This window comes from Pseudomonas sp. WP18, from assembly GCF_036689585.1.
GTDB classification, from domain to species: Bacteria; Pseudomonadota; Gammaproteobacteria; order Pseudomonadales; family Pseudomonadaceae; genus Aquipseudomonas; species Aquipseudomonas chlororaphis_E.
Map to the genome: position 1 here is coordinate 4,102,349 of NZ_CP144758.1, position 22,213 is coordinate 4,124,561.

At 63.3% G+C, this 22,213-nt stretch carries 20 protein-coding genes; 15 read left to right on the forward strand and 5 right to left on the reverse strand.

Annotated elements, in window-relative coordinates; all coding sequences use genetic code 11:
* Positions 1-12 precede the first annotated feature (12 nt).
* Positions 13-1,269, forward strand: a complete 1,257-nt coding sequence (locus tag V5F23_RS18060; protein WP_338495932.1) for a cysteine desulfurase-like protein — start codon at positions 13-15, stop codon at positions 1,267-1,269.
* Between the two features lie 30 nt (positions 1,270-1,299).
* On the opposite strand, the gene V5F23_RS18065 is transcribed toward V5F23_RS18060, so the two are convergent.
* Positions 1,300-1,734 carry a rhodanese-like domain-containing protein gene (locus tag V5F23_RS18065; RefSeq protein ID WP_042729692.1) on the reverse strand — a complete coding sequence of 145 codons (435 nt, stop codon included), beginning with the start codon at positions 1,732-1,734 and terminating at the stop codon, positions 1,300-1,302.
* Positions 1,735-1,834: 100 nt separating this feature from the next.
* Here V5F23_RS18065 and ftrA point away from each other — a divergent pair, with 100 nt between their 5' ends.
* On the forward strand, positions 1,835-2,794 hold the full coding sequence (gene ftrA / locus V5F23_RS18070; protein ID WP_042729691.1) for a transcriptional regulator FtrA: 960 nt from the start codon (positions 1,835-1,837) through the stop codon (positions 2,792-2,794).
* Positions 2,795-2,838: 44 nt separating this feature from the next.
* Here the strand turns inward: ftrA and cobF are convergent, their stop codons facing one another.
* Together cobF and V5F23_RS18080 are read right to left on the reverse strand one after the other, a co-directional pair.
* Positions 2,839-3,594, reverse strand: a complete 756-nt coding sequence (gene cobF / locus V5F23_RS18075) for a precorrin-6A synthase (deacetylating) (protein ID WP_042729690.1) — start codon at positions 3,592-3,594, stop codon at positions 2,839-2,841.
* Complete coding sequence (locus V5F23_RS18080; protein WP_042729689.1) at positions 3,591-4,166, reverse strand: histidine phosphatase family protein; 576 nt, start codon at positions 4,164-4,166, stop codon at positions 3,591-3,593. The genes cobF and V5F23_RS18080 overlap by 4 nt, the downstream gene beginning before the upstream one ends.
* A gap of 300 nt (positions 4,167-4,466) precedes the next feature.
* Between V5F23_RS18080 and V5F23_RS18085 the strand changes: the two genes are divergently transcribed.
* The 8 genes from V5F23_RS18085 (at position 4,467) to V5F23_RS18120 (ending at position 12,670) form a co-directional block, all read left to right on the forward strand.
* Positions 4,467-5,321: a MurR/RpiR family transcriptional regulator gene (locus V5F23_RS18085; protein ID WP_042729688.1), complete on the forward strand. Its 855-nt coding sequence runs from the start codon at positions 4,467-4,469 to the stop codon at positions 5,319-5,321.
* 2 nt (positions 5,322-5,323) lie between these two features.
* Positions 5,324-5,968, forward strand: coding sequence for an isochorismatase family cysteine hydrolase (locus V5F23_RS18090; protein WP_047739168.1), 645 nt, complete (start codon positions 5,324-5,326; stop codon positions 5,966-5,968).
* Entirely contained in the window at positions 5,965-7,317 is a 1,353-nt protein-coding gene (locus V5F23_RS18095; protein WP_338495937.1) for a glutamine synthetase family protein, read from the forward strand. The genes V5F23_RS18090 and V5F23_RS18095 overlap by 4 nt, the downstream gene beginning before the upstream one ends.
* Complete coding sequence (locus tag V5F23_RS18100; RefSeq protein WP_338473682.1) at positions 7,301-8,053, forward strand: N-formylglutamate amidohydrolase; 753 nt, start codon at positions 7,301-7,303, stop codon at positions 8,051-8,053. The genes V5F23_RS18095 and V5F23_RS18100 overlap by 17 nt, the downstream gene beginning before the upstream one ends.
* Positions 8,054-8,103: 50 nt before the next feature.
* Complete coding sequence (locus V5F23_RS18105; protein WP_338495940.1) at positions 8,104-9,453, forward strand: APC family permease; 1,350 nt, start codon at positions 8,104-8,106, stop codon at positions 9,451-9,453.
* A gap of 110 nt (positions 9,454-9,563) precedes the next feature.
* A complete protein-coding gene (locus V5F23_RS18110) occupies positions 9,564-10,577 on the forward strand; it encodes an arginine N-succinyltransferase (protein ID WP_212802812.1) in 1,014 nt (337 codons plus the stop codon).
* A gap of 46 nt (positions 10,578-10,623) precedes the next feature.
* Positions 10,624-11,658 (forward strand): arginine N-succinyltransferase, encoded by a 1,035-nt coding sequence (gene astA, locus V5F23_RS18115; RefSeq protein WP_042729058.1) that lies wholly within the window; start codon positions 10,624-10,626, stop codon positions 11,656-11,658.
* A 142-nt stretch (positions 11,659-11,800) separates the two neighbouring features.
* Entirely contained in the window at positions 11,801-12,670 is an 870-nt protein-coding gene (locus tag V5F23_RS18120; protein WP_042729059.1) for an oxaloacetate decarboxylase, read from the forward strand.
* Between the two features lie 196 nt (positions 12,671-12,866).
* Here the strand turns inward: V5F23_RS18120 and V5F23_RS18125 are convergent, their stop codons facing one another.
* A complete protein-coding gene (locus tag V5F23_RS18125) occupies positions 12,867-14,096 on the reverse strand; it encodes an acyl-CoA dehydrogenase (RefSeq protein WP_338495944.1) in 1,230 nt (409 codons plus the stop codon).
* Positions 14,097-14,285: 189 nt separating this feature from the next.
* Here V5F23_RS18125 and V5F23_RS18130 point away from each other — a divergent pair, with 189 nt between their 5' ends.
* The 3 genes from V5F23_RS18130 to V5F23_RS18140 all read left to right on the forward strand — a co-directional run bounded on the left by V5F23_RS18130 (position 14,286) and on the right by V5F23_RS18140 (position 16,788).
* Positions 14,286-15,215, forward strand: a complete 930-nt coding sequence (locus V5F23_RS18130; RefSeq protein ID WP_042729061.1) for a LysR family transcriptional regulator — start codon at positions 14,286-14,288, stop codon at positions 15,213-15,215.
* A 121-nt stretch (positions 15,216-15,336) separates the two neighbouring features.
* Positions 15,337-15,738, forward strand: a complete 402-nt coding sequence (locus V5F23_RS18135; RefSeq protein ID WP_042729062.1) for a MerR family DNA-binding transcriptional regulator — start codon at positions 15,337-15,339, stop codon at positions 15,736-15,738.
* 150 nt (positions 15,739-15,888) lie between these two features.
* Entirely contained in the window at positions 15,889-16,788 is a 900-nt protein-coding gene (locus V5F23_RS18140) for a hydroxymethylglutaryl-CoA lyase (RefSeq protein WP_047739174.1), read from the forward strand.
* Positions 16,789-17,405: 617 nt separating this feature from the next.
* Here the strand turns inward: V5F23_RS18140 and V5F23_RS18145 are convergent.
* Positions 17,406-19,106, reverse strand: coding sequence for an AMP-binding protein (locus tag V5F23_RS18145; protein ID WP_338495948.1), 1,701 nt, complete (start codon positions 19,104-19,106; stop codon positions 17,406-17,408).
* Between the two features lie 234 nt (positions 19,107-19,340).
* Between V5F23_RS18145 and V5F23_RS18150 the strand changes: the two genes are divergently transcribed.
* A complete protein-coding gene (locus V5F23_RS18150; RefSeq protein ID WP_042729065.1) occupies positions 19,341-20,504 on the forward strand; it encodes an isovaleryl-CoA dehydrogenase in 1,164 nt (387 codons plus the stop codon).
* A 99-nt stretch (positions 20,505-20,603) separates the two neighbouring features.
* Entirely contained in the window at positions 20,604-22,208 is a 1,605-nt protein-coding gene (locus tag V5F23_RS18155) for a carboxyl transferase domain-containing protein (protein ID WP_047739176.1), read from the forward strand.
* Positions 22,209-22,213: the final 5 nt, after the last annotated feature.

Sequence of the window (22,213 nt, forward strand, 5' to 3'; positions counted from 1 at the left end):
CGAAGGATCGACATGTTGGATATCGAGCGTATCAGGCAACAGTTTCCGGTGTTCTCCCTGGCCTCGGCGCGCGACAGCGTGTTTCTCGACAGCGCCGCCGGCACCCAGATGTGCAAGCGTGCCCTTGCGGCCAGCGTCGAGGCCGCGATTGAACACAACGCCAACCTGGGCGGCCATTTCTCGACATCGGTCATGGCACAAGACGCCATCGACCAGGCTCGGTGCGCAGCCGCCGCACTGGTCAATGCCTACTGTGCCGAGGAAATCGTGTTCGGCCAGAACATGACGACGCTGACGTTCCATCTCTCACGTTGCCTGGGGCGAAGCCTTGGCAAAGGTGATGAGATTGTCCTGACCCAGTCCGACCATGAAGCCAATATTTCGCCCTGGCTCGAATTGGCCAAAGACCTGGAACTGAACGTTCGCTGGCTGCCGTTCGATCCCCTTGCCTACGGTTTCAGCATTGCCGACATGGACTCGATCATCACGGATCGGACCAAGGTCGTCGCGTTGAGCTATGCGAACAACGTCACCGGCACGATCAATGATGTCGCCGCGGTGGCCGCCCTGGCCAGGCGCAAAGGCGCGCTGGTCTATGTCGATGCGGTTCAGTTCGCGCCCCATGGTGTGATCGATGTGCAGGCCCTGCAGTGTGACTTCCTGGTGTATTCCTCGCACAAGCTCCACGGCCCCCATCACGCAATCCTCTGGGGCCGCCTGGCCTTGCTCGAAAGGCTCATGCCCTACAAACCCCGGCCCACGGCCGATAAGCCACCCTATAAATTCGAAACCGGGAGCAAGAGCCGCGAGGCCATCGCCGGAATCCTCGGTGCCATCGAACACCTGGCCTGGATCGGGCGCGAGTTTGGTGCGTGCGGCGAGCAGACGGGCAAGCGGCAGCAGATTGTCGCGGGGATGCACGCCATCATCGAATACGAGCAACGGCTGGTGCAGTCAGCCCTGGAGGGGTTGGGCAGCTTCAAAGGCGTTCATATCCACGGCTACCACGCAGCCCAGGCACGGGAACGCCGGGTGCCGACCGTGGCCTTTACCCTGGCGTCGACACCCAGCGAGATGATTTCCCGGTACATGGCCGAACAAGGCATTCGTCTCTGGCATGGTCATCACTTCAGCCCGCAGACCGTTCGTGCCCTGGGTGTTGACGAGCATGACGGCGTGGCCAGGATCAGCCTGGCGCATTACACCTCTCAAGACGACGTTCAACGTTTCCTGTCGGCCATGGATGACCTCGTTCGAATGCGGCGCTGAGCAAGCGCCCGGCCAGCCGGGGGGCCCGTATCAGCAATCGCAGCGCACAGCCTGGTCCGCCACTCGCTCCACCAGGCCGGTCAGGCGAAACCCTTCATCGAGCCAGCCCATGACGCCGCCGATCATTTCCTTGACCGGGTAACCCAAGGTCGCCAGGCGAACCGCCGCCTTGTTCGCCCCGTTGCAATGCGGGCCGGCGCAATACACCACGAACAGCGTGGCCTTGGGGTACGCCGCCAAAGCCTGGGCGGTGAGCGTGCGGGTCGGCAGGTTGATCGCCCCGGGCACATGCCCGCGCTCGTAGGCCGACGGTCCGCGGACGTCCACCAGGACAAAGTCGAGCTCGCCGGCCTGCTGGCTGGCGTGGACGTCGGAACAATCGGTTTCGAACGACAGGCGCCGGCGGAAATGCTCCAGGGCGATATCGGACGGGGCGGCAGGCACTTCGCGAACCAGGCTAGTCATCGTGTGTACTCCAAGGTGATGAGGGCATGGACAGACTTTATCCGCCCCTGGGTTACCGCTACAGTGGCGCATACGACACTCTCTGGGAATTTTCCGACAAATGCAGCCTACCTCCGGCCTGGTCGCGATCCTTGCCTACGACGGCTTGTGCACCTTCGAATTCGGCGTCGCCGTCGAGATTTTCGGGCTGGAACGTCCCGAGTTCGAGTTTCCCTGGTACGTGCACCGGATCGTCGCGGTGGATGACGGCCCGATGCGTGCCATGGGCGGCTTCCAGATCCTGGCCGATGGCGGCATGGAACTGCTCGACACGGCCCGGACCATTGTCGTGCCCGGTTGGCGCAGCCGCAGCGAACCGCCGTCCGAAGCGTTGCTGGAGGCGCTGCGCCGGGCCCACGCCCGTGGCGCGCGGCTGCTGTCGATCTGTTCGGGGGCGTTCGTCCTGGCGGCGGCCGGGCTGCTCGATGGACTCGGCGCCACCACTCACTGGCGCTACACCGACGAACTGGCCGAGCGCTTCCCCGCCATCCGGGTGGACCCGGACGTGTTGTACGTGGATTCCGGCCAGGTCATCACCTCGGCCGGCAGCGCCGCCGGCATCGATGCCTGCCTGCACTTGGTGGCGCGGGACTATGGCGTCCAGGTCGCCAACACGGTGGCGCGGCGCTTGGTGATGTCACCGCAAAGGACCGGCGGACAGGCGCAGTTCATTCCTTCGCCGGTCAGTCGCACGCCTCGCAGCGACCTGTCGAGCGTCATGCAATGGGCCCGCGAGCGCCTGCACGAACCCCTCGGCGTGCGCGAACTGGCCAGCCAGGCGGCCATGAGCGAACGCACCTTCCTGCGCCATTTCACCCAGGCTTGCGGCGTGTCGCCCAAGGCCTGGCTGCAACACGAACGCCTGGCCCGCGCCCGCGAGCTGCTGGAAAGCACCGAAGACAACACCGACAACATCGCCCAGTTGTGTGGCTACCGTTCGGTGGAAAGCTTTCGCGTGGCGTTTCGCAGCGTGGTCGGGTTGGCGCCTTCGGTGTACCGGGAGCGGTTTGGGCGGGGATGAATGCAGTGGATTAGCAACAGTACCCGCACAAACACTGGGCAGCTTCAGGGCTTGCGCAACAAATAAGTATCCATGATCCAGCCATGCGCGTTGCGCGCGGCCTTGCGGGTGCGTTCGATGTCGTCGGCCACCTCCCCCAGCCGCCCCTCGATCAGGATTTCATCCGGCGTCCCAACATAAGCGCCCCAGTAGACCTGCGTCTGCGGATCGCTCACTTGGCGATACGCGTCCTCGGCATCGAGCATCACCACCACGCTAGCGGCGTCGCTCACCTGCCCAGCCGCCAGGCGCCGCCCGGTGGTGATCTCCAGCGCGCCGCCAATGCTGTTCAGCGGCACGCGATGGCGAGCCGCAAGGGCCTGGACACTGCTGATGCCGGGGATCACTTCGAACTCGAAGGCACAACGGCCCGCGTCGAGGATCGACTGCAGGATGCGCACGGTGCTGTCGTACAGTGAAGGGTCGCCCCACACCAGAAAGCCACCGCACTGCCCGTCGGACAACTCATCATTGATCAGCCGTTCGAAGGTGGCCTGTTTCGCGCGGTTGAGGTCTTCAACGCTGGTCGGATAGTCCACCTCGCCACGCTGGCGCTCGGGACTGTCGGCGGTGACGAAGCGGTATGGGTGATCGACGATGTAGCGCCGGCAGATCTCATGGCGCAAATCCAGCAGTGTGCCCTTGGCCGGGCCCTTGTCCATGAGAAAGAACACGTCCACCCGGTTCAGGGCTTTGACGGCCTGCATGGTCAGGTGATCCGGATCGCCGGCACCGATGCCGATGACCAATAGCTGCTTCATGCTGACGTCTCCTGGCCAGGGCCCTGCGTGCGCCATCGCCAGACGCCATTGAAGCGCAACTCGACGGCGGACAGCGGTTCGATGTCGATCCGGTTGAAGGCGGCGCTACAGCCCAGGACATGGACCAGCGCCGCGCGAATCACAAAGGGATGAGTGACGGCCAGCATGTGCCCTGGCCGGGTTTCCAGGTTCGCCAGCCAGTCGCCGACCCGGCGGCACAAAGCGGCGACGGACTCACCGCCGTGGGGTGCCGCCTCAGGGTCGTCGAGCCAGGCTTGCACTGCGCGCGGCTCGTCCTTGAACAACTCGTCGATGGACCGCCCGCGCCAGTTGCCCAAGTCGCAATCGGCCAGGACCTCGGTCACCTCAGGCTCGAGGCCGAACACCGCGGCGGTCTGGCGCGCGCGCAACTCCGGTGCGCACAGCAGGTGCCGAACGTGGCGGTAGTCGTCGCCGACGCTGCGACGCTGTGCCAGCCAATCGGCGTCCAGCGGCTCATCCAGGCCGAAACGCGCGTGTTTCTGGGCGACGGTCCGAGCATGGCAAATCAGGGTCAGGCGAGTGGCTTGCACGCAGGAACTCCCACACATTCAAAAGCGGTTCATCGCCGGCATATTCAGGCTTTTACTTGTACAGCACCTTATACGAAATCAAATAACCGAGACAAAATGGCGTTATTTCTTACACAACAAAAAGCATTGGCTGACATACCGAGTCACTTCGACCAAAGCCATGTCCTACGGCGCTTTCGGACCCTACCCGGTCATTTTAAACGGGACGTAAAAAGCGCTGGACATGTAGCACCAGCTACATAAATACTATTTTCAGGAGTTATGAAAGAAATCCAACACCCATCCCGGCAAGGAGCACGGATGCCGCCTCTCAGAGACCTGATCACCGATCCCGGCCTGGTGTTGACGCCGTCGGAACGCAAGGTCGTACGCGCCCTGCTCGACCACTACCCACGCAATGGCCTGGGGCCGATGTCGCGCCTGGCGGACCACGCTGGTGTCAGCGACCCGACCATCGTGCGGCTGGTGAAAAAGCTCGGCTTTGGTGGCTATGCCGAATTCCAGGAGGCGTTGCTCAGTGACATGGACCACCGCCTGCGCTCCCCGCGCACGCTGTTGCAACCGCGGGCCAAATCGCAGCAGGGCGATACCTGGAGCCACTACCTGGCGGTCAGTCAACGCAACCTCAGCGACACCCAGGCCCTGACCCAACCCGAAGACGTGCGCATCCTGGTGCAATGGCTGCTCGACAGCCGCCATCAGGTGCATTGCTTCGGCGGGCGCTTCAGCAGTTTCCTCGCCCACTACCTGCTCAACCACCTGCGCCTGCTGCGCGCCGGCTGTTTTGCCCTGGAGGACAACGCCCAACTGCCTGATCGCTTGTTCGACGTCCAGCGCCAGGACCTGGTGCTGATCTTCGATTACCGGCGCTACCAGGCCCAGGCCCTGCGAGTGGCGAGCGCGGCCAAGGAACGGCATGCCCGGGTCGTGCTGTTCAGCGACGTCTACGCTTCGCCCTTGCGCGAGCTGGCCGACCTGATCATCAGCGCCCCGGTCGAGTCAGTCTCGGCGTTCGACAGCCTGGTCCCGGCGCTGGCCCAGGTCGAGGCCCTGGTCGCCTGCCTGACGCTGCAATGCCCCGACCTGGCCGAACGCCTGGACGGCATCGACGCCTTGCGCTCGGCATTCAACACGCACCTGTTGGAGGAAAAATAAGGATGTTCTCGCTCCCCCACCGTTCGCCCCGGGACCTGCCGTTCACCCGCGACCACACGGCCTTGCTGCTGGTGGACATGCAACGCGCCTGGCTGGAAGTGCAGTTCGATGCCCACCTCGCCAGCCCAGAGGCCGAGTACTTCATCCGCCGCGCCCGCCAGCAGGTGATCCCCAACCAGCAACGCCTGCTCGCCGCGATGCGGGCGGCGCGGCACAACGTGCTGCACACCCACATCGAAAGCCTCACCGCCGATGGCCGCGACCGCTCCCTGGACCACAAGCTGTCGGACATGCACCTGCCCAAGGGCAGCCCCGAGGCGCAGATCATCGCGGAGCTGGCCCCGCAGGAAAACGAGATCGTGCTGCCGAAGACGTCCTCCGGGGTCTTCAATTCCACCAACATCGACTACGTGCTGCGTAACCTGGAAACCCGCCACCTGATCGTCGCCGGCATCGTCACTGACCAATGCGTCGACATGGCGGTCCGCGACGCCGCCGACCGCGGTTACCTGGTCACGCTGGTGGAAGATGCCTGCGCCACGTACACCGAACAGCGCCACCTGGCCTGCCTGAACGCGATCAAGGGTTATTGCTGGATCACCGACACCGCCACCGTGCTCGCTCGCTTGCAGGAGATGCAGCCATGAGCCGCCCCGATACGGCGCCACGCCTGTTACCGCTGCCCCTGACGACACTGGTGAGCACCGACCTGATCGGCGTGACCCGCGGGCGTTCGCTGCCCAGCGACGAACTGGCCCACTACGTCAGTGCCGGCTGTGGCTGGGTGCCGGCCAACAGCGCGTTGACGCCCCAGGACATCATCGCGTCAAGCAACCCTTGGGGCGCCCATGGCGACCTGCGGCTGATACCGGACCTGTCCAGCCGGGTGACCGTCGACAACGGCCCCGACGGCGCCGCGCCGGCCCTGGACTTCATCCACTGCGACGTGCGTGAGACCGACGGCCGGCCCTGGGGCGCCTGCCCGCGCACGCTGCTGCAGGACGAAGTGGAGCGTTACCGCACCGGACTGGGGCTGCAGGTTTTCGCCGCGTTCGAACATGAGTTCAACCTGAGCGCCACGCCCGCCCTGCCTGATCGCCTGGCCTTCAGCCTCCAGGCCCAGCGCCAGCAGGCCGGGTTCGCCGGCTGGCTGCTCAGTGCGCTGCGGGCCGGCGGTGTCGAACCGGAGATGTTCCTGCCCGAATACGGCAAGCACCAATACGAGATCACCTGCCGCCCGACCCTCGGGGTGGCCGCTGCCGATCGCGCGGTGAACGTGCGGGAAATCAGCCGGGAGATCGCCCGGCAGATGGGCCTGGACCTGAGTTTCGCGCCCAAGACCGGGGAACACGCCATCTGCAACGGCGTGCACCTGCACCTGAGCCTGCAGGACTTGAGCGGCGATCCGGTGCTGCACGACGACGCAAGCGCCAACGGCCTGTCCAGCCTCGGCCAGCACTGGGCCGCTGGCGTGCTGCACTATCTGCCGGCGCTGTGCGCCCTGACCGCACCGACCCCGGTGTCCTACGAACGCCTGCAACCCCATCACTGGAGCGCCTCCTATGCCTGCCTGGGACAGCGCAACCGCGAGGCGGCATTGCGCATCTGCCCCACGGTGAGCCTGGGGGGCAAGTCGGTGGCGAGCCAGTACAACCTGGAGTTCCGCGCCATGGACGCCACCGCCTCACCGCACCTGGCGATGGCCGCCGTGTTGATCGCCGGACGACTGGGCATCGAACAGCACCTGCCGTTGAACGCGGTGACCGATGAAATACCCGATGAGCTGGATGAAGCACAGCGGCGCGAACGTGGCATTATCGCCCTGCCAACGACCCTGGCCCAGGCACTGGATTGCCTGCGTCACAGCGGGGCGCTGCTTCAAGCCCTGCCCCGCCCGCTGGTCGAAACCTATTTCGCCTTGAAGGCCCAGGAGCTGGCCTTGACCGAGGCGCTGTCACCTGCCGAGCGTTGTGAGCACTATGCGCGAATCTATTGAGTGTGCCGAGTCGGGGCTCTACACCGAGCCGGCCTACCGGTTGCTGCGGGAAGAGTCCGAACACCCGCTGGTGCTGGTGTGCGAACACGCCAGCCGCTACATTCCCCCTGCCCTGAGCGACCTGGGCCTGGATGAAACCGCCTCCCACGAACACATCGCCTGGGACATCGGTGCGCTGGCCCTGGCCGAACGCTTGTCCGAGACCCTCGGCGCGACGCTGCTGTCGGCCCGCTATTCGCGCCTGCTGATCGACCTGAACCGCCCATTGCACGTGGCCGACAGCATCCCGCCACAAAGCGAGATCTACCAGGTTCCGGGTAACCAGTCCCTCGACGACGCCACCCGCGCCTACCGCCAGCAATGCCTGTTCCATCCGTTCCACGATTGCTTGCGCGCGCTGATCGACCGCCGGCTGGCCGACAACCGCCCAGTGCGGGTGGTGGGCATTCACAGTTTCACCCCGGTGTTCTACGGCCAACCACGCGCATTGGAAGCCGGCGTGCTGTTCGGTGAAGCCCGGGACTATGCCCAGCGCATCGTCGACGGGCTGACCCGCCATTCCCTGCGGGCGGCCGGTAACCAACCCTACAAGATCAACCCGTTGACCGACATGACGGTTCCGGTGCACGGCGATGGACGCGGCCTGGATTCGGTGTTGATCGAGGTGCGCAACGACTTGCTGCGCAGCCCCGAAGCGGTACGCACCTGGAGTGCATACCTGGCCCCGCTGCTCTAGGCACAGCGGCAAGCCAGCACAACCTACACAGCTGAAAAGGAGAACGGCTCATGAGTATCGAGGCATTTGGCTACAAACAGGAGTTGAAACGCAGCCTGTCACTCACCGACCTGGTGGTGTACGGGATGATCTTCATGATCCCCATCGCGCCGTTCGGCGTGTATGGCTACGTGAATGCCGAGGCGCCGGGGATGGTGCCGCTGGCGTACATCATCGGCATGGTGGCGATGCTGTTCACCGCGTTGAGCTACGGGAGCATGGCCAGGGCCTTTCCGGTGGCCGGCTCGGTCTATTCCTACGCGCAAAGGGGTCTCAACCCACACGTCGGCTTCATCGCCGGCTGGCTGATGTTGCTGGACTACCTGCTGATCCCGCCGCTGCTGTACGTATACGCAGCGATGGCGCTGAATCATTTGTACCCGCAGATCCCCAAGGTCGGTTTCATCCTCGCATTCCTGCTCAGCGCGACCTTCGTCAACCTGCGGGGCATTACCTTCACCGCGCGGATGAACATCCTGTTCCTGCTGGCCCAACTGGTGGTGCTGGGGATCTTCCTGTCGTACGCCTGGACAGCCCTGCACGGTGGCGCCGGCAACGGCCAATTGACCCTGGCGCCGCTGTACAGCCCCGAACACTTCAACTTCGCCCTGCTGATGCAGGCCGTGTCCATCGCGGTGTTGTCGTTCCTGGGCTTCGACGCCATTTCCACCCTGGCCGAGGAAATCAAGCACGAGCCGGGCCGCAGCATCGGCAAGGCGGCGCTGGTGACCCTGCTGGTGATGGGGGCGATCTTCGTGGTGCAGACCTGGATCGCCACCGACCTGGCGGCCGGCATGGGCTTCAAGTCCGCCGACACCGCGTTCTATGAAATCGCCGAGCTGGCGGCCGGCAGTTGGCTGGCCACCTTGACCGCTGTCGCCACGGCCCTGGCCTGGGGCGTCGCGGTGGCGATCACCTCGCAGGCGGCGGTATCGCGCCTGCTGTTCGGCATGGCCCGGGACGGCCAGTTGCCCAAAGTGTTGGCCAAGGTTCATCCAAGGCACAACACCCCGTACGTGAGCATCTACCTGGTCGCGCTGCTGTCGTTGCTGATCTGCTACCTGTTCATCGACGCCGTGGACACCCTCACCTCCCTGGTCAATTTCGGAGCCCTGAGTGGCTTCATGTTGCTGCACATCACCGTGATCAACCACTACTGGAGACGCCAGCGCTCGGGCCAGTTCATCCGTCACCTGGTCTGCCCGCTGGTGGGCTTCGCGATCGTCGCGGCCATCATGTACAACATGGGCGTCGGGGCGCAGAAACTCGGCCTGATCTGGATTGCCGCCGGCGTGATCTACCTGTGTGCGTTGAACCGATTCGGCGGACGCACCACCCTGCCCGACCCGGCCGGCCAATGAGGGGCGGCGGTCGAAGGGTTCGACCGCCGGTGATGACAATGCGTGGACATCGACAGTGATCGTCAAGCCCGGTGCCAGGCACCGGGCCCTCTGGAACAGGAGTGCAATCCATGCTGGCTTTACGTCCAGTGCAACTTAGCGATCTGCCGCAACTGCAGCAGTTGGCCCGGGACAGCCTGGTGGGCGTCACGTCGCTGCCAGACGACACCGAGCGCCTGCGGGAAAAAATCCTCGCCTCGTGCGCCTCGTTGGAGGCCGATGTGCAGAAGGCCGGCGGGGAGAGTTATTTTTTCGTCCTGCAAGACCTCGATGACGGGCGCCTGGTGGGCTGCTCGGAAGTGCTCGCCAGCACCGGTTGCAACGAACCGTTCTACAGTTTGCGCAACCGGCCGTTTTCCAGCGAATCCCGGGAGTTGAACATCCAGCACGGGGTCCCGGCGCTGTCGCTGTGCCAGGACCTCAATGGCCAGACGCTGCTGCGCAGCTTTCACCTCGACGCCGAGCGCATGCGTACACCGGCCTCGGAGCTGTTGTCCCGGGCCCGGCTGATGTTCATCGCCGCCCATCCCCAGCGCTTTGCCGAAGGCGTGATCACCGAAATCGTCGGTTTCAGCGAAGACGGCCAGTCGCCGTTCTGGGACGCCATCGGCCAGCACTTCTTCGACCTGCCCTACGTCGAAGCCGAACGCCTGTGTGGTTTGCAAAGCCGCACCTTCCTCGCCGAGCTGATGCCGCAATACCCGATCTACGTGCCGATGCTGCCGCCCGCGGCCCAGGCGTGTATCGGCCGGGTCCATCCCGACGGCCAGGACGCTTTCGACATCCTGGCGCGCGAGGGTTTCGAAACCAACAACTACGTGGACCTCTTCGACGGCGGACCGACACTGCATGCGCGCATCGCGAACATCCGCTCCATCACCCAGAGCCGGCTCGCCATCGCCAGCCATAGCCCGCAGATCGACGCCAGGGGCCGGTACCTGGTGAGCAACGAAGGGCTCGGCAACTACCGCGCCGTCGTTGCCGAACTGGATGTGAATCCGCAAGGCCCGGTGGCCCTGTCGCCGGACCTGCTGGCCGCCCTGGGCGTCGCGCCAGGCGACCCGATCCGGGTGGTGACCCTATGAACCTCCCGCATCGGCACCGGAACCGACACGACGAAGGAGCAGCATCATGATTGTCCGCCCGGTCGCCCTCACCGACCTGCCTGCGCTGCTGGACCTGGCCCGTTGCGCGGGCCCCGGCTTCACCAGCCTGCCGGCCAACGAAGAGCGCCTGGCCCATCGCGTGCGCTGGGCCCAGCGCACCTTTGCCGGGCAAGTGGAACGCGCCGACGCCGATTACCTGTTCGTGCTCGAAGACGATGACCACCAGGTGGTGGGCATCAGCGCCCTGACCGGCGCGGTGGGACTGCGCGAGCCCTGGTACAACTACCGGGTCGGGGTGACCGTCGGTTCGGCACCGGAACTGGGCATCCAGCGACAGATCCCGACGCTGTTCCTGAACAACGAGATGACCGGGCAATCGGAAATCTGCTCGTTGTTCCTGCACCCCGAACAACGTCATGGCCACAATGGGCGCCTGTTGTCCCTGGCACGGTTGCTGTTCGTGGCCGAGTTTTCCCAGCTGTTCGGGGAAAAACTGATCGCCGAGCTGCGTGGCCATGCCGACGAACAGGGCTGCTCGCCGTTCTGGGACAGTCTGGGACGGCACTTTTTCCGCAGGGACTTCAGCTACGCCGACCAATTGTCCGGCATGGGTAACAAATCGTTCATCGCCGAGCTGATGCCACGCCAACCGCTGTACACCTGCCTGCTCACCGAACAGGCCCAGGCGGTGATCGGCAAGGCCCATCCAAACAGCGAGCCAGCCATGCGGATTCTCAATGCCGAAGGCTTCAGCCATAAGGGCTACATCGACATTTTCGACGCAGGCCCCGTGATCGAAGCGCCGGTGACGAAGATCCGCACCGTGCGCGACAGCCAGTCGCTGACCCTGGCCGTGGGCGCACCGGACGAACAGTCGCCGGTGTGGCTGATCCATAACCGACGCCTGGAAAACTGCCGCGTCACCAGCGCCCGGGCCCACCAGCACGGCCACAGCCTGCTCGTCGACCGCCTCACCGCCAAACGCCTGCAAGTGCAACCTGGCGACACCGTGCGCGCCGTGGCGCTCCTGAAGCAGGGGCAACAGGCGGTGGCGGCGTAGCCTCGCCGCCTACTCGACAATGCACCGCAGGCATGGCCCATGCGCATTCGTCATCATCTTTATACCTGCCACGTGATAGCCTTTGATTCTTTCGGCGTTGACACTTTTGCTCAAGCCGTTCCATTCCAATGGTGGAACTCACATGTCCAGGCTTTCCCATCAAGATTTACGCCGCAACTTTCGTCAACTGCTGGCTTCCCAGACCTGCTACCACACCGCGTCGGTGTTTGATCCGATGTCGGCTCGGATCGCCGCCGACCTGGGCTTTGAAGTAGGGATCCTGGGCGGCTCGGTCGCGTCGTTGCAAGTGTTGGGCGCGCCGGACTTTGCCTTGATCACCCTCAGCGAGTTCGCCGAACAGGCCACCCGTATCGGTCGCGTGGCGCAACTGCCGGTAATCGCCGACGCCGACCATGGCTATGGCAACGCCTTGAACGTGATGCGCACCATCATCGAGCTGGAGCGCGCCGGCGTGGCGGCGCTGACCATCGAGGACACCTTGCTGCCGGCCCAGTTTGGCCGCAAGTCCACCGACCTGATCAGCGTGGCCGAAGGCGTCGGCAAGATTCGCGCGGCGCTGGAAGCCCGGGTCGACCCGGAAATGGCGATCATTGCCCGGACCAATGCCGGGATCCTGCCGGTCCAGGAAATCATCAGCCGGACCCAACAATACGAACGAGCCGGGGCGGACGGGATCTGCATGGTGGGCGTGCAGGACTTCGAGCACCTGGAAAAGATCAGCGAAAACCTGACCGTGCCGTTGATGCTCGTCACCTACGGCAACCCGCTGCTGCGCGACGACAAGCGCCTGGCCGAACTGGGCGTGCGCGTCACCATCGACGGCCACGGCGCCTACTTCGCCGCGATCAAGGCCACCTACGACAGCCTGCGCGAACAACGCCAGATCTTCACCCAGGCCTCGGACCTCAGCGCCACTGAACTGACCCACACCTACACCCAGCCCGAGGAATACATCCGCTGGGCCGAAGAGTACATGAGCGTCAAGGAGTAGTCCTGGAGCCGCCATCGCGAGCAAGCTCGCTCCCACAGGGGATCTTGGCCGCGATATCGGTGACCGCCATATTCCTCTGTGGGAGCGGGCTTGCTCGCGAAGGCGGTGGGTCAGCTTGCGTCTCTTTTGGAGGTACCGCCCTCTTCGCGGGCAAGCCCGCTTCCACAGGGGGCTTATGGCGGATGCAAGATGGCCTTCAGCGCCCGCTGCGCAACATCTCCTTGGGCACGTACTTGCCGATCTCGAACTTGCCGATGGCTGCCCGATGCACTTCATCCGGGCCGTCGGCCAGGCGCAGGGTGCGCTGCATGGCGTACATGTAGGCCAGCGGGAAATCGTTGGAAACCCCAGCGCCCCCGTGAATCTGGATCGCCCGGTCGATGACCTTCAACGCCACGTTCGGCGCAACCACCTTGATCTGGGCGATTTCACTCTTCGCCACTTTGTTGCCCACCGTGTCCATCATGTACGCCGCCTTCAAGGTCAGCAGGCGCGCCATGTCGATCTCCATGCGCGAGTCGGCGATCTTGTCGACGTTACCGCCCAGGCGCGCCAACGGCTGGCCGAACGCGGTGCGGCTGACGGCGCGCTTGCACATCAATTCCAATGCGCGCTCGGCCATGCCGATGGAACGCATGCAGTGGTGGATCCGGCCTGGGCCGAGACGCCCCTGGGCGATCTCGAAGCCGCGTCCTTCACCCAACAGAACGTTTTCGTACGGCACCCGCACGTTGTCGAACAGCACTTCGGCGTGGCCGTGTGGCGCATCGTCGTAGCCGAACACCGGCAGCGGCCGGACGATTTTCACCCCGGGGGTATCCACCGGCACCAGGATCATCGAGTGCTGGGCGTGGCGCGGCGCATCGGGGTTGCTCAGGCCCATGAAGATCAGGATCTTGCAACGCGGATCACAAGCCCCCGACGTCCACCATTTCTTGCCGTTGATCACCCACTGGTCACCGTCGCGCTCGGCGCGGGCGGCCATGTTGGTGGCGTCCGACGAAGCCACATCCGGTTCGGTCATGGCAAAGGCCGAACGGATCTCGCCGCGCAGCAGCGGCGCGAGCCAGCGTTGTTTCTGCTCATCGTTGGCGTAACGCACCAGCACTTCCATGTTGCCGGTGTCCGGCGCCGAGCAGTTGAACGGCTCCGGTCCCAGCAGCGAGCGGCCCATGATTTCCGCCAGTGGCGCATATTCCAGATTGGTCAGGCCGGCACCCAGCTCCGACTCAGGCAGAAACAAATTCCACAGGCCTTCGGCCTTTGCCTTGGCCTTGAGCTCTTCCATGATCGCCGTGGGCTGCCAGCGGTCGCCTTCGGCCACTTGCCGCTCGAACACTGCTTCAGCCGGATAGACATAGGCATCCATGAACGCCGTGACGCGTTCACGCAATTCCTGAACCTTGGGGGTATAGGCAAAATCCATGGACAGCACCTTCTTGGCAGAGGTTGATTTCAGGTCATGAAATCGATGCTAGTTCAGCTACGAAAATTTACCTAACCTATTCTCGGCGTGTATTAACATTCATCACCGATATATGTTTCACTGATTCGCATCGTTACCTGGCACCCACAACAAGTCCAAGAACCCGCCCGAATACAAGAGTGCAGCGCCATGAATCTGAGCAAGGTCGACCTGAACCTTTTCATCGTCTTCGACGCGATCTACACCGAAGCCAACCTGACCCGCGCCGGCCAGATCGTCGGCATCACTCAGCCCGCCGTGTCCAATGCCCTGGCGCGTTTGCGCGAAACCTTCAACGATCCGCTGTTCGTGCGCACCGCCCAGGGCATGGTGCCCACGCCCATGGCCCAGAACATCATCGGCCCGGTGCGCAACGCGTTGTCGCTGCTGCGGGTGTCGGTGCAGGAAAGCCGCATCTTCAACCCCTTGCAGGCCGTCAAGACGTACCGCATCAGCATGACCGACCTCACCGAAGGCGTGATCCTGCCGCCGCTGTTCCAGCGCCTGCGCCGCCTGGCGCCGACCGTGGCCATCGAGAGTTTCCTGTCCAAGCGCCGTGAGACCACCAAGGAACTGGCGGCCGGTCGCCTCGACTTCGCCGTCGATGCACCGCTCAACACCGACCCGCAGGTGCGCCACGTCAAGCTCATGGAAGACCGCTACGTGTGCGCCATGCGCAAGGGGCACCCACTGGCGGGCAAGGAAAAGATCAACCTCGACGATTACCTGGCCCAGACCCACGTGCACATTTCCAGCCGGCGCAATGGCCTGGGCTATGTCGACCTGGCCTTGGGCAAGATGGGCATCCAGCGCAAGATCGCCCTGCGTTCCCAGCATTACCTGATGGCGTCCCAAGTGTTGCAACAGACCGACATGGTCATGACCGTGCCCGAACGCTTCGCCCGCCGCCACGACCTGCACGCCTTCCAGTTGCCGGTCAACGATGTGCCGCCAGTGGAAACCCACCTTTACTGGCATGAAAGCACCGACCAGGACCCGGCCAACCGCTGGATGCGCGAGCAGATGATCGAGCTGTGCCAGCAAGTGACGGCCCATGAGAAGAAGCTCGACAAGGTTTAGGCGACCAACATTGTGGGAGCAAGCTTGCTCCCACAGGTTTTGTGTACAGAACCTCCTTGCTTGACGCGAACGTCAACCTGCCTTTAGCTTAGCGCCAGCCCCCTTCGTTTCGAGCGCTTCCATGAGCAGCCAGACCTACAGCATCTCCGACCTCGCCCGTGAGCTGGACATCACCACCCGCGCCATCCGCTTCTATGAAGAGCAAGGCCTGTTGAGCCCAGAGCGTCGCGGCCAGGAACGCATCTATTCGCCGCGGGACAAGGTCAGCCTGAAGCTGATCCTGCGGGGCAAGCGCATCGGCTTCTCCCTGGCCGAGTGCCGCGAGCTGATCGAGCTCTACGACCCCACCAGCGGCAACCGAAAACAACTGCACAGCATGCTGGCGAAAATCGCCGAGCGCCGGGAGCAGCTCGAACAGCAATTGCTGGACATCGAACAGATGAAACTGGAACTCGACACTGCCGAAGAACGCTGCATCCAGGCGCTGGAGCAGACGATCGAGGGTGAGAAAACCGTCCAGTAACACTTTCCCCTGTGGGAGCGGGCTTGCTCGCGATGACGGCACATTCAACATCGATGCAAGCTGATCCAGCGCTATCGCGAGCAAGCTCGCTCCCACAATGGGTTCATCATTGCGCTCAACATATTGGCAACTCACTACAGGTCAACCTCTATGTCCCTCCCCTCCTTTGTACGCTTGATCGAAGTCGGCCCCCGCGATGGCCTGCAGAACGAGGCACACCCCATCAGCGTCGCCGACAAGGTGAACCTCGTGGATGCCTTGAGCGCCGCCGGCCTGGGCTACATCGAGGTCGGCAGTTTCGTTTCGCCCAAATGGGTGCCGCAAATGGCCGGCTCCGCCGAGGTCTTTGCGCAGATCCAGCGCAAGCCCGGTGTTACCTATGGCGCCCTGGCGCCAAACCTGCGGGGCTTTGAAGACGCGCTGGCGGCTGGCGTGAAGGAAGTGGCGGTATTTGCCGCCGCGTCCGAAGCATTCTCCCAGCGCAACATCAATTGCTCCATCAAGGAAAGCCTGGAGCGCTTCGCGCCGATCATGGCGGCTGCCCGGCAGCACGGTGTCAGCGTGCGTGGCTATGTGTCCTGCGTGCTGGGCTGCCCGTATGAAGGCACGGTCAAGCCCGAGCAAGTCGCGTGGGTCGCGCGTGAGCTGTACGCGATGGGCTGCTATGAAGTGTCCCTGGGCGACACCATCGGCACGGGCACCGCCGGCGCCACCCGCAGGATGTTCGAGGTGGTCGGCGCGCAAGTGCCGCGGGACAAGCTCGCCGGGCATTTCCATGACACTTACGGCCAGGCCATGGCCAACGTGTACGCCAGCCTGCTGGAAGGGATCGCGGTGTTCGACAGCTCCATCGCCGGATTGGGGGGCTGCCCCTACGCCAAGGGCGCCAGCGGTAACGTCGCCACCGAGGACGTGCTCTACCTGCTCAACGGCCTGGGCATCGAGACCGGTGTCGACCTGGAGGCATTGATTGCCGCGGGCCGGCAGATCTGTGACGTGCTGGGCCGTCCCACCGGTTCACGCGTCGCCAAGGCACGCAGCGCACAGTGAGGTGTTACCGCTGGGCTTTGTAACGGCGGCGAAACGAGTAACACGGAAACAATTTGTCAGGTTTGGCCCGCCAGATTTTTTTGATAAAAAATTCAACTCATTGATTTATATAGAGTTTTAAAAGTTGGCACGGCACCTGCTATATCTCTGGTACAACAAGAATAAAAAAACGCAGCAAACCCAATAAAAACAAGACGAAACGACTCTGACATAACAAAAACAACACGGCAGAGACGCAGCTAACAGATTTTTTTGGAGAAGATGTGCTTTTCAGGGTGCTTCCAGGAGCAACCCGCAACCGGGCAGAGAACAATAAAACTACCTTCAGGTAGCGCCCGAATCGGTTGGATCGCAAAGCGAAAAGGCAGATCAGCGCTCAAAAAAATACGTTTGCTCTTGATCCCGGATGGGGATCGCCAAAAAACAGCGGTAAAGGGCCACGGCTGCCAAAAACAACAACAGGCCGCCCCTCAATAATAAAAAAGAGCACGCGACGACAAAATTAAAGGGGAGCTTCAGCTCCCCTTTGTGCTGTCTGGCGTTTGGTTTCCGGGGATCGGCTGGTGGGAGCGAGCTGGCTCGCTCCCACAGGGCTCACTGCCCATTGGCTTGCTTGTTCAGTCCTCTTCCCTATCGCGCAGCTCTTGGATGCTGATTTCGCGCATGCGGAATTTCTGCACCTTGCCCGTGACCGTCATCGGAAACGCATCGACGAACTTGAAGTGACGCGGCGTCTTGAAGTGAGCAATGCGCTCTTTGCACCAGGCGTGCAGCTCCTGCGCGGTGGTACTGTGGCCCGGGTGGCACTTGATCCAGGCGACGATTTCTTCGCCGTAGCGGGAACACGGGATGCCGATCACCTGCACGTCCGCCACCGCCGGATGGGTGAAGAAGAACTCTTCCAGCTCACGCGGGTAAACATTCTCGCCGCCACGGATGATCATGTCCTTGTTACGCCCGACGATGCAGACGTAGCCCTGCTCGTCCATGGTCGCCAGGTCGCCGGTGTGCATCCAATGCGCCTGGTCGATCGCTTCGGCGGTGCCCTTGGGGTTGTTCCAGTAGCCGAGCATCACGCTGTAGCCGCGGGTGCACAGCTCGCCAATGGTGCCTCGGGGCACGATTTCACCGGCTTCGTCGATAATCTTGCTTTCCAGGTGCGGCTGAGTGCGGCCGACGGTGGTCACGCGCACTTCCAGTTCATCCGAAGGGCCGGTCTGCAAGGACACCGGGCTGGTTTCGGTCATGCCGTAGGCAATCTGCACCTCGCGCATGTGCAGCTCACCGATGACCCGCCGCATCACTTCGATCGGGCACGTGGCCCCGGCCATGATGCCCGTGCGCAGGCTGGACAAATCAAACTCGCCTCGCTGCGGCTGATCCAGCAGGGCAATGAACATGGTCGGCACGCCATACAGCGCCGTGGCCTGTTCCTCGGCCACGGTGGTCAGGGTCAGCAAGGGATCGAACGCATCGTTCGGGTAGATCATGGTGCTGCCGTGGGTCATGCAGCCCAGGTTGCCCATGACCATGCCAAAGCAATGATAGAGCGGCACCGGTATCACCAAGCGGTCGGCAGCGGTCAGGCCCAGGCTTTCGCCGACCATGTAGCCGTTGTTGAGAATGTTGTGATGGCTGAGGGTCGCGCCCTTGGGAAAGCCGGTGGTGCCGGAGGTGTACTGGATGTTCACCGGCTGGTCGAAATGCAGGCTGGCCTCGCGCTCGGCCAACTGCCCGGCTGTCACCGCGGTGCTCAGGGCAGCCAACTGCGACCAGGGCAGGAAACCCGAAGGCGGCTGTGGATCGAGACTGATGACACCCCGCAGATCCGGCAGGCGCTCGCTGTGCAACTGGCCGATCGGCTGTTCCGCCAGTTCCGGCGCGAGTGCCTGCAACATGGCGTGGTAGTCCGACGTCTTGAATGACCCGGCACACACCAGCCACTGGCAACCGGACTGCTTGAGCACGTATTCCAGTTCGGACACCCGATAGGCCGGGTTGATGTTGACCAGGATCACACCGATCTTCGCGCTGGCGAACTGGCTGATGCACCACTGGGCACAGTTGGGTGCCCACACGCCGAGGCGGTCGCCGCTTTTCAAGCCCAGTGCCAACAAGGCCCGGGCGTGCACATCGACGGCTTCAGCGAGCTGTTGCCAGGTGTAGCGCAACGATTGATGACGCACCACCAGCGCCTCGCCCTCGGGATAGCGGGCCACGGTGTGGTCGAACGCCTGGCCGATGGTTTGCACCAGCAAAGCCTTGGCCTCGGAACCGCGGGTGTAGCTCAGTGGCGACTGCAAACCGGGTTGATCCATGACGCGCCCTCTTGTCTTTATTGGTGGGGGTATCGGTGAACCGTGTGCACACAGGCTTTTGTGGCGAGAGAGCAAGCTCCCTCGCCACAAAGAGCTGTAAAGCGCACTTACTCTGGACCAAGTTGACGTTAACGTAAAGGTGATTGACAGGCATTTATAGCAGGCTTACGTTAACGTCAAGGTGAGAGCGAGCCCTTCCCTCTCCGCACCCGACAAAAAAGCCAAAGGTGTCCCATGAGCTACCCATCCCTGAACTTTGCCCTCGGCGAAACCATCGACATGCTGCGCGAACAGGTGCAAGCCTTCGTTGCCAAGGAAATCGCCCCGCGGGCAGCTCAGATCGATCTCGACAACCTGTTTCCCGCCGACCTGTGGCGCAAGTTCGGTGACATGGGCCTGCTGGGCATTACCGTGCCGGAAGAATATGGCGGCGCCGGCCTGGGTTACCTGGCCCACGTGGTGGCCATGGAAGAAATCAGCCGCGGCTCGGCGTCGGTGGCCCTGTCCTATGGCGCCCACTCCAACCTGTGCGTGAACCAGATCAACCGCAACGGCACCCACGAGCAGAAAGCCAAGTACCTGCCCAGGCTCATCAGCGGCGAACACATCGGCGCGCTCGCCATGAGCGAACCCAACGCCGGCTCCGACGTGGTCTCGATGAAACTGCGGGCCGACAAACGTGGCGACCATTACGTCCTCAACGGCAGCAAGACCTGGATCACCAACGGCCCCGACGCCAACACCTACGTGATCTACGCCAAGACCGACCTGGAAAAGGGCCCCCACGGCATCACCGCGTTCATCGTCGAGCGCGACTGGAAAGGCTTCAGCCGCAGCAACAAATTCGACAAGCTCGGCATGCGCGGCTCCAACACCTGCGAGCTGTTCTTCGATGACGTGCAAGTGCCGGAAGAAAACATCCTCGGCGTGCTCAACGGCGGCGTGAAAGTGCTGATGAGCGGGCTCGACTACGAGCGCGTGGTCCTGTCCGGCGGCCCGACCGGGATCATGCAGGCCTGCATGGACCTGATCGTGCCCTACATCCACGACCGCAAGCAGTTCGGCCAGAGCATCGGCGAATTCCAGCTGATCCAGGGCAAGGTCGCCGACATGTACACCCAGCTCAATGCCAGCCGCGCCTACCTCTATGCGGTGGCCCAGGCCTGCGAGCGCGGTGAAACCACCCGCAAGGACGCCGCCGGGGTGATCCTCTACAGCGCCGAACGCGCCACGCAAATGGCCCTCGATGCGATCCAGATCCTCGGGGGCAACGGCTACATCAATGAATTCCCGGCCGGTCGCCTGTTGCGCGACGCCAAGCTGTACGAAATCGGCGCCGGCACCAGTGAGATTCGCCGCATGCTGATCGGTCGCGAACTGTTCAACGAAACAAAATGATTTTTCGTCAGCTACAAGGCGCAAGCTTCAGGCGGCAAGCGAACCGCGCTCCTGCTTGCAGCTTGTAGCTTGAAGCTTAGAGCTGCTACGGAGTAGCCCATGATTCTGCACACCCAGCTCAATCCACGTTCGCCGGAGTTCGTCGCCAACCGCGACGCGATGCTCGAACAGGTCGAGGCCCTGCGCACCCTGCTCGCCCAAGTCCAGCAAGGTGGTGGTGCCAAGGCTCAAGAGCGGCACACATCCCGGGGCAAATTGCTGCCACGCGAGCGCATCAACCGGTTGCTCGACCCCGGTTCGCCGTTCCTGGAAATCAGCCCCCTCGCCGCTCACGACGTGTACGGCGAGGACGTTCCCGCCGCCGGCGTGATTGCCGGGATCGGTCGCGTGGAAGGCGTCGAATGCATGATTGTCGCCAACGATGCGACCGTCAAAGGCGGTTCCTACTACCCGCTGACGGTGAAGAAACACCTGCGTGCCCAGGCCATCGCCCAGCAGAATCGCCTGCCCTGCATCTACCTGGTGGACTCCGGCGGTGCCAACCTGCCGCGCCAGGATGAAGTGTTCCCGGACCGCGAGCACTTTGGCCGGATCTTCTTCAACCAGGCCAACATGAGCGCCCAGGGGATCCCGCAATTGGCCGTGGTCATGGGCTCCTGCACGGCCGGCGGCGCCTATGTGCCGGCCATGGCGGACGAGGCAATCATGGTGCGCCAGCAGGCCACCATTTTTCTCGCCGGCCCGCCACTGGTGAAGGCCGCCACCGGTGAAGTGGTCAGCGCCGAAGACCTGGGCGGTGCCGACGTGCATTGCAAGATCTCTGGCGTGGCCGACCATTACGCCGATAACGACGAACATGCCCTGGCCTTGGCCCGCCGCAGCGTGGCCAACCTGAACTGGCGCAAACTCGGCGACGTGCAGCGGCGCCAGCCCATCGCCCCGCTGTATGCGGCGCACGAGCTGTACGGCGTGGTGTCGGCAGACCCCAAGCAGCCCTTCGATGTCCGGGAAGTGATCGCGCGCCTGGTGGACGGTTCGGTGTTCGATGAGTTCAAGGCGCTGTTCGGCACCACGCTGGTCTGCGGGTTTGCCCACTTGCACGGCTATCCGGTGGCCATCCTGGCGAACAACGGGATCCTGTTCGCCGAGGCTGCGCAGAAAGGCGCGCACTTCATCGAACTGGCCTGCCAGCGCGGCATTCCCCTGTTGTTCCTGCAGAACATCACCGGTTTCATGGTCGGCCAGAAATACGAAGCCGGCGGCATTGCCAAGCACGGAGCGAAACTGGTCACGGCCGTCGCCTGCGCCCAGGTGCCGAAGTTCACCGTGATCATCGGCGGCAGCTTCGGCGCGGGCAACTACGGCATGTGCGGCCGCGCGTACGACCCGCGGTTCCTGTGGATGTGGCCGAATGCGCGGATCGGGGTGATGGGTGCCGAACAGGCGGCCGGCGTGCTGGTGCAGGTCAAGCGCGAACAGGCCGAGCGCAGTGGCCACCCGTTCGGCACCGAACAGGAAGCCGAGATCAAGCAACCGATCCTCGACCAGTACGAAGAACAGGGCCACCCCTACTATTCCAGCGCACGGCTGTGGGATGACGGTGTCATCGACCCGGCCCAGACCCGCGACGTACTGGGGTTGGCCTTGTCGGCCTCACTCAACGCGCCCATTGAATCGAGCCGCTTCGGCGTGTTCCGGATGTAACGGGG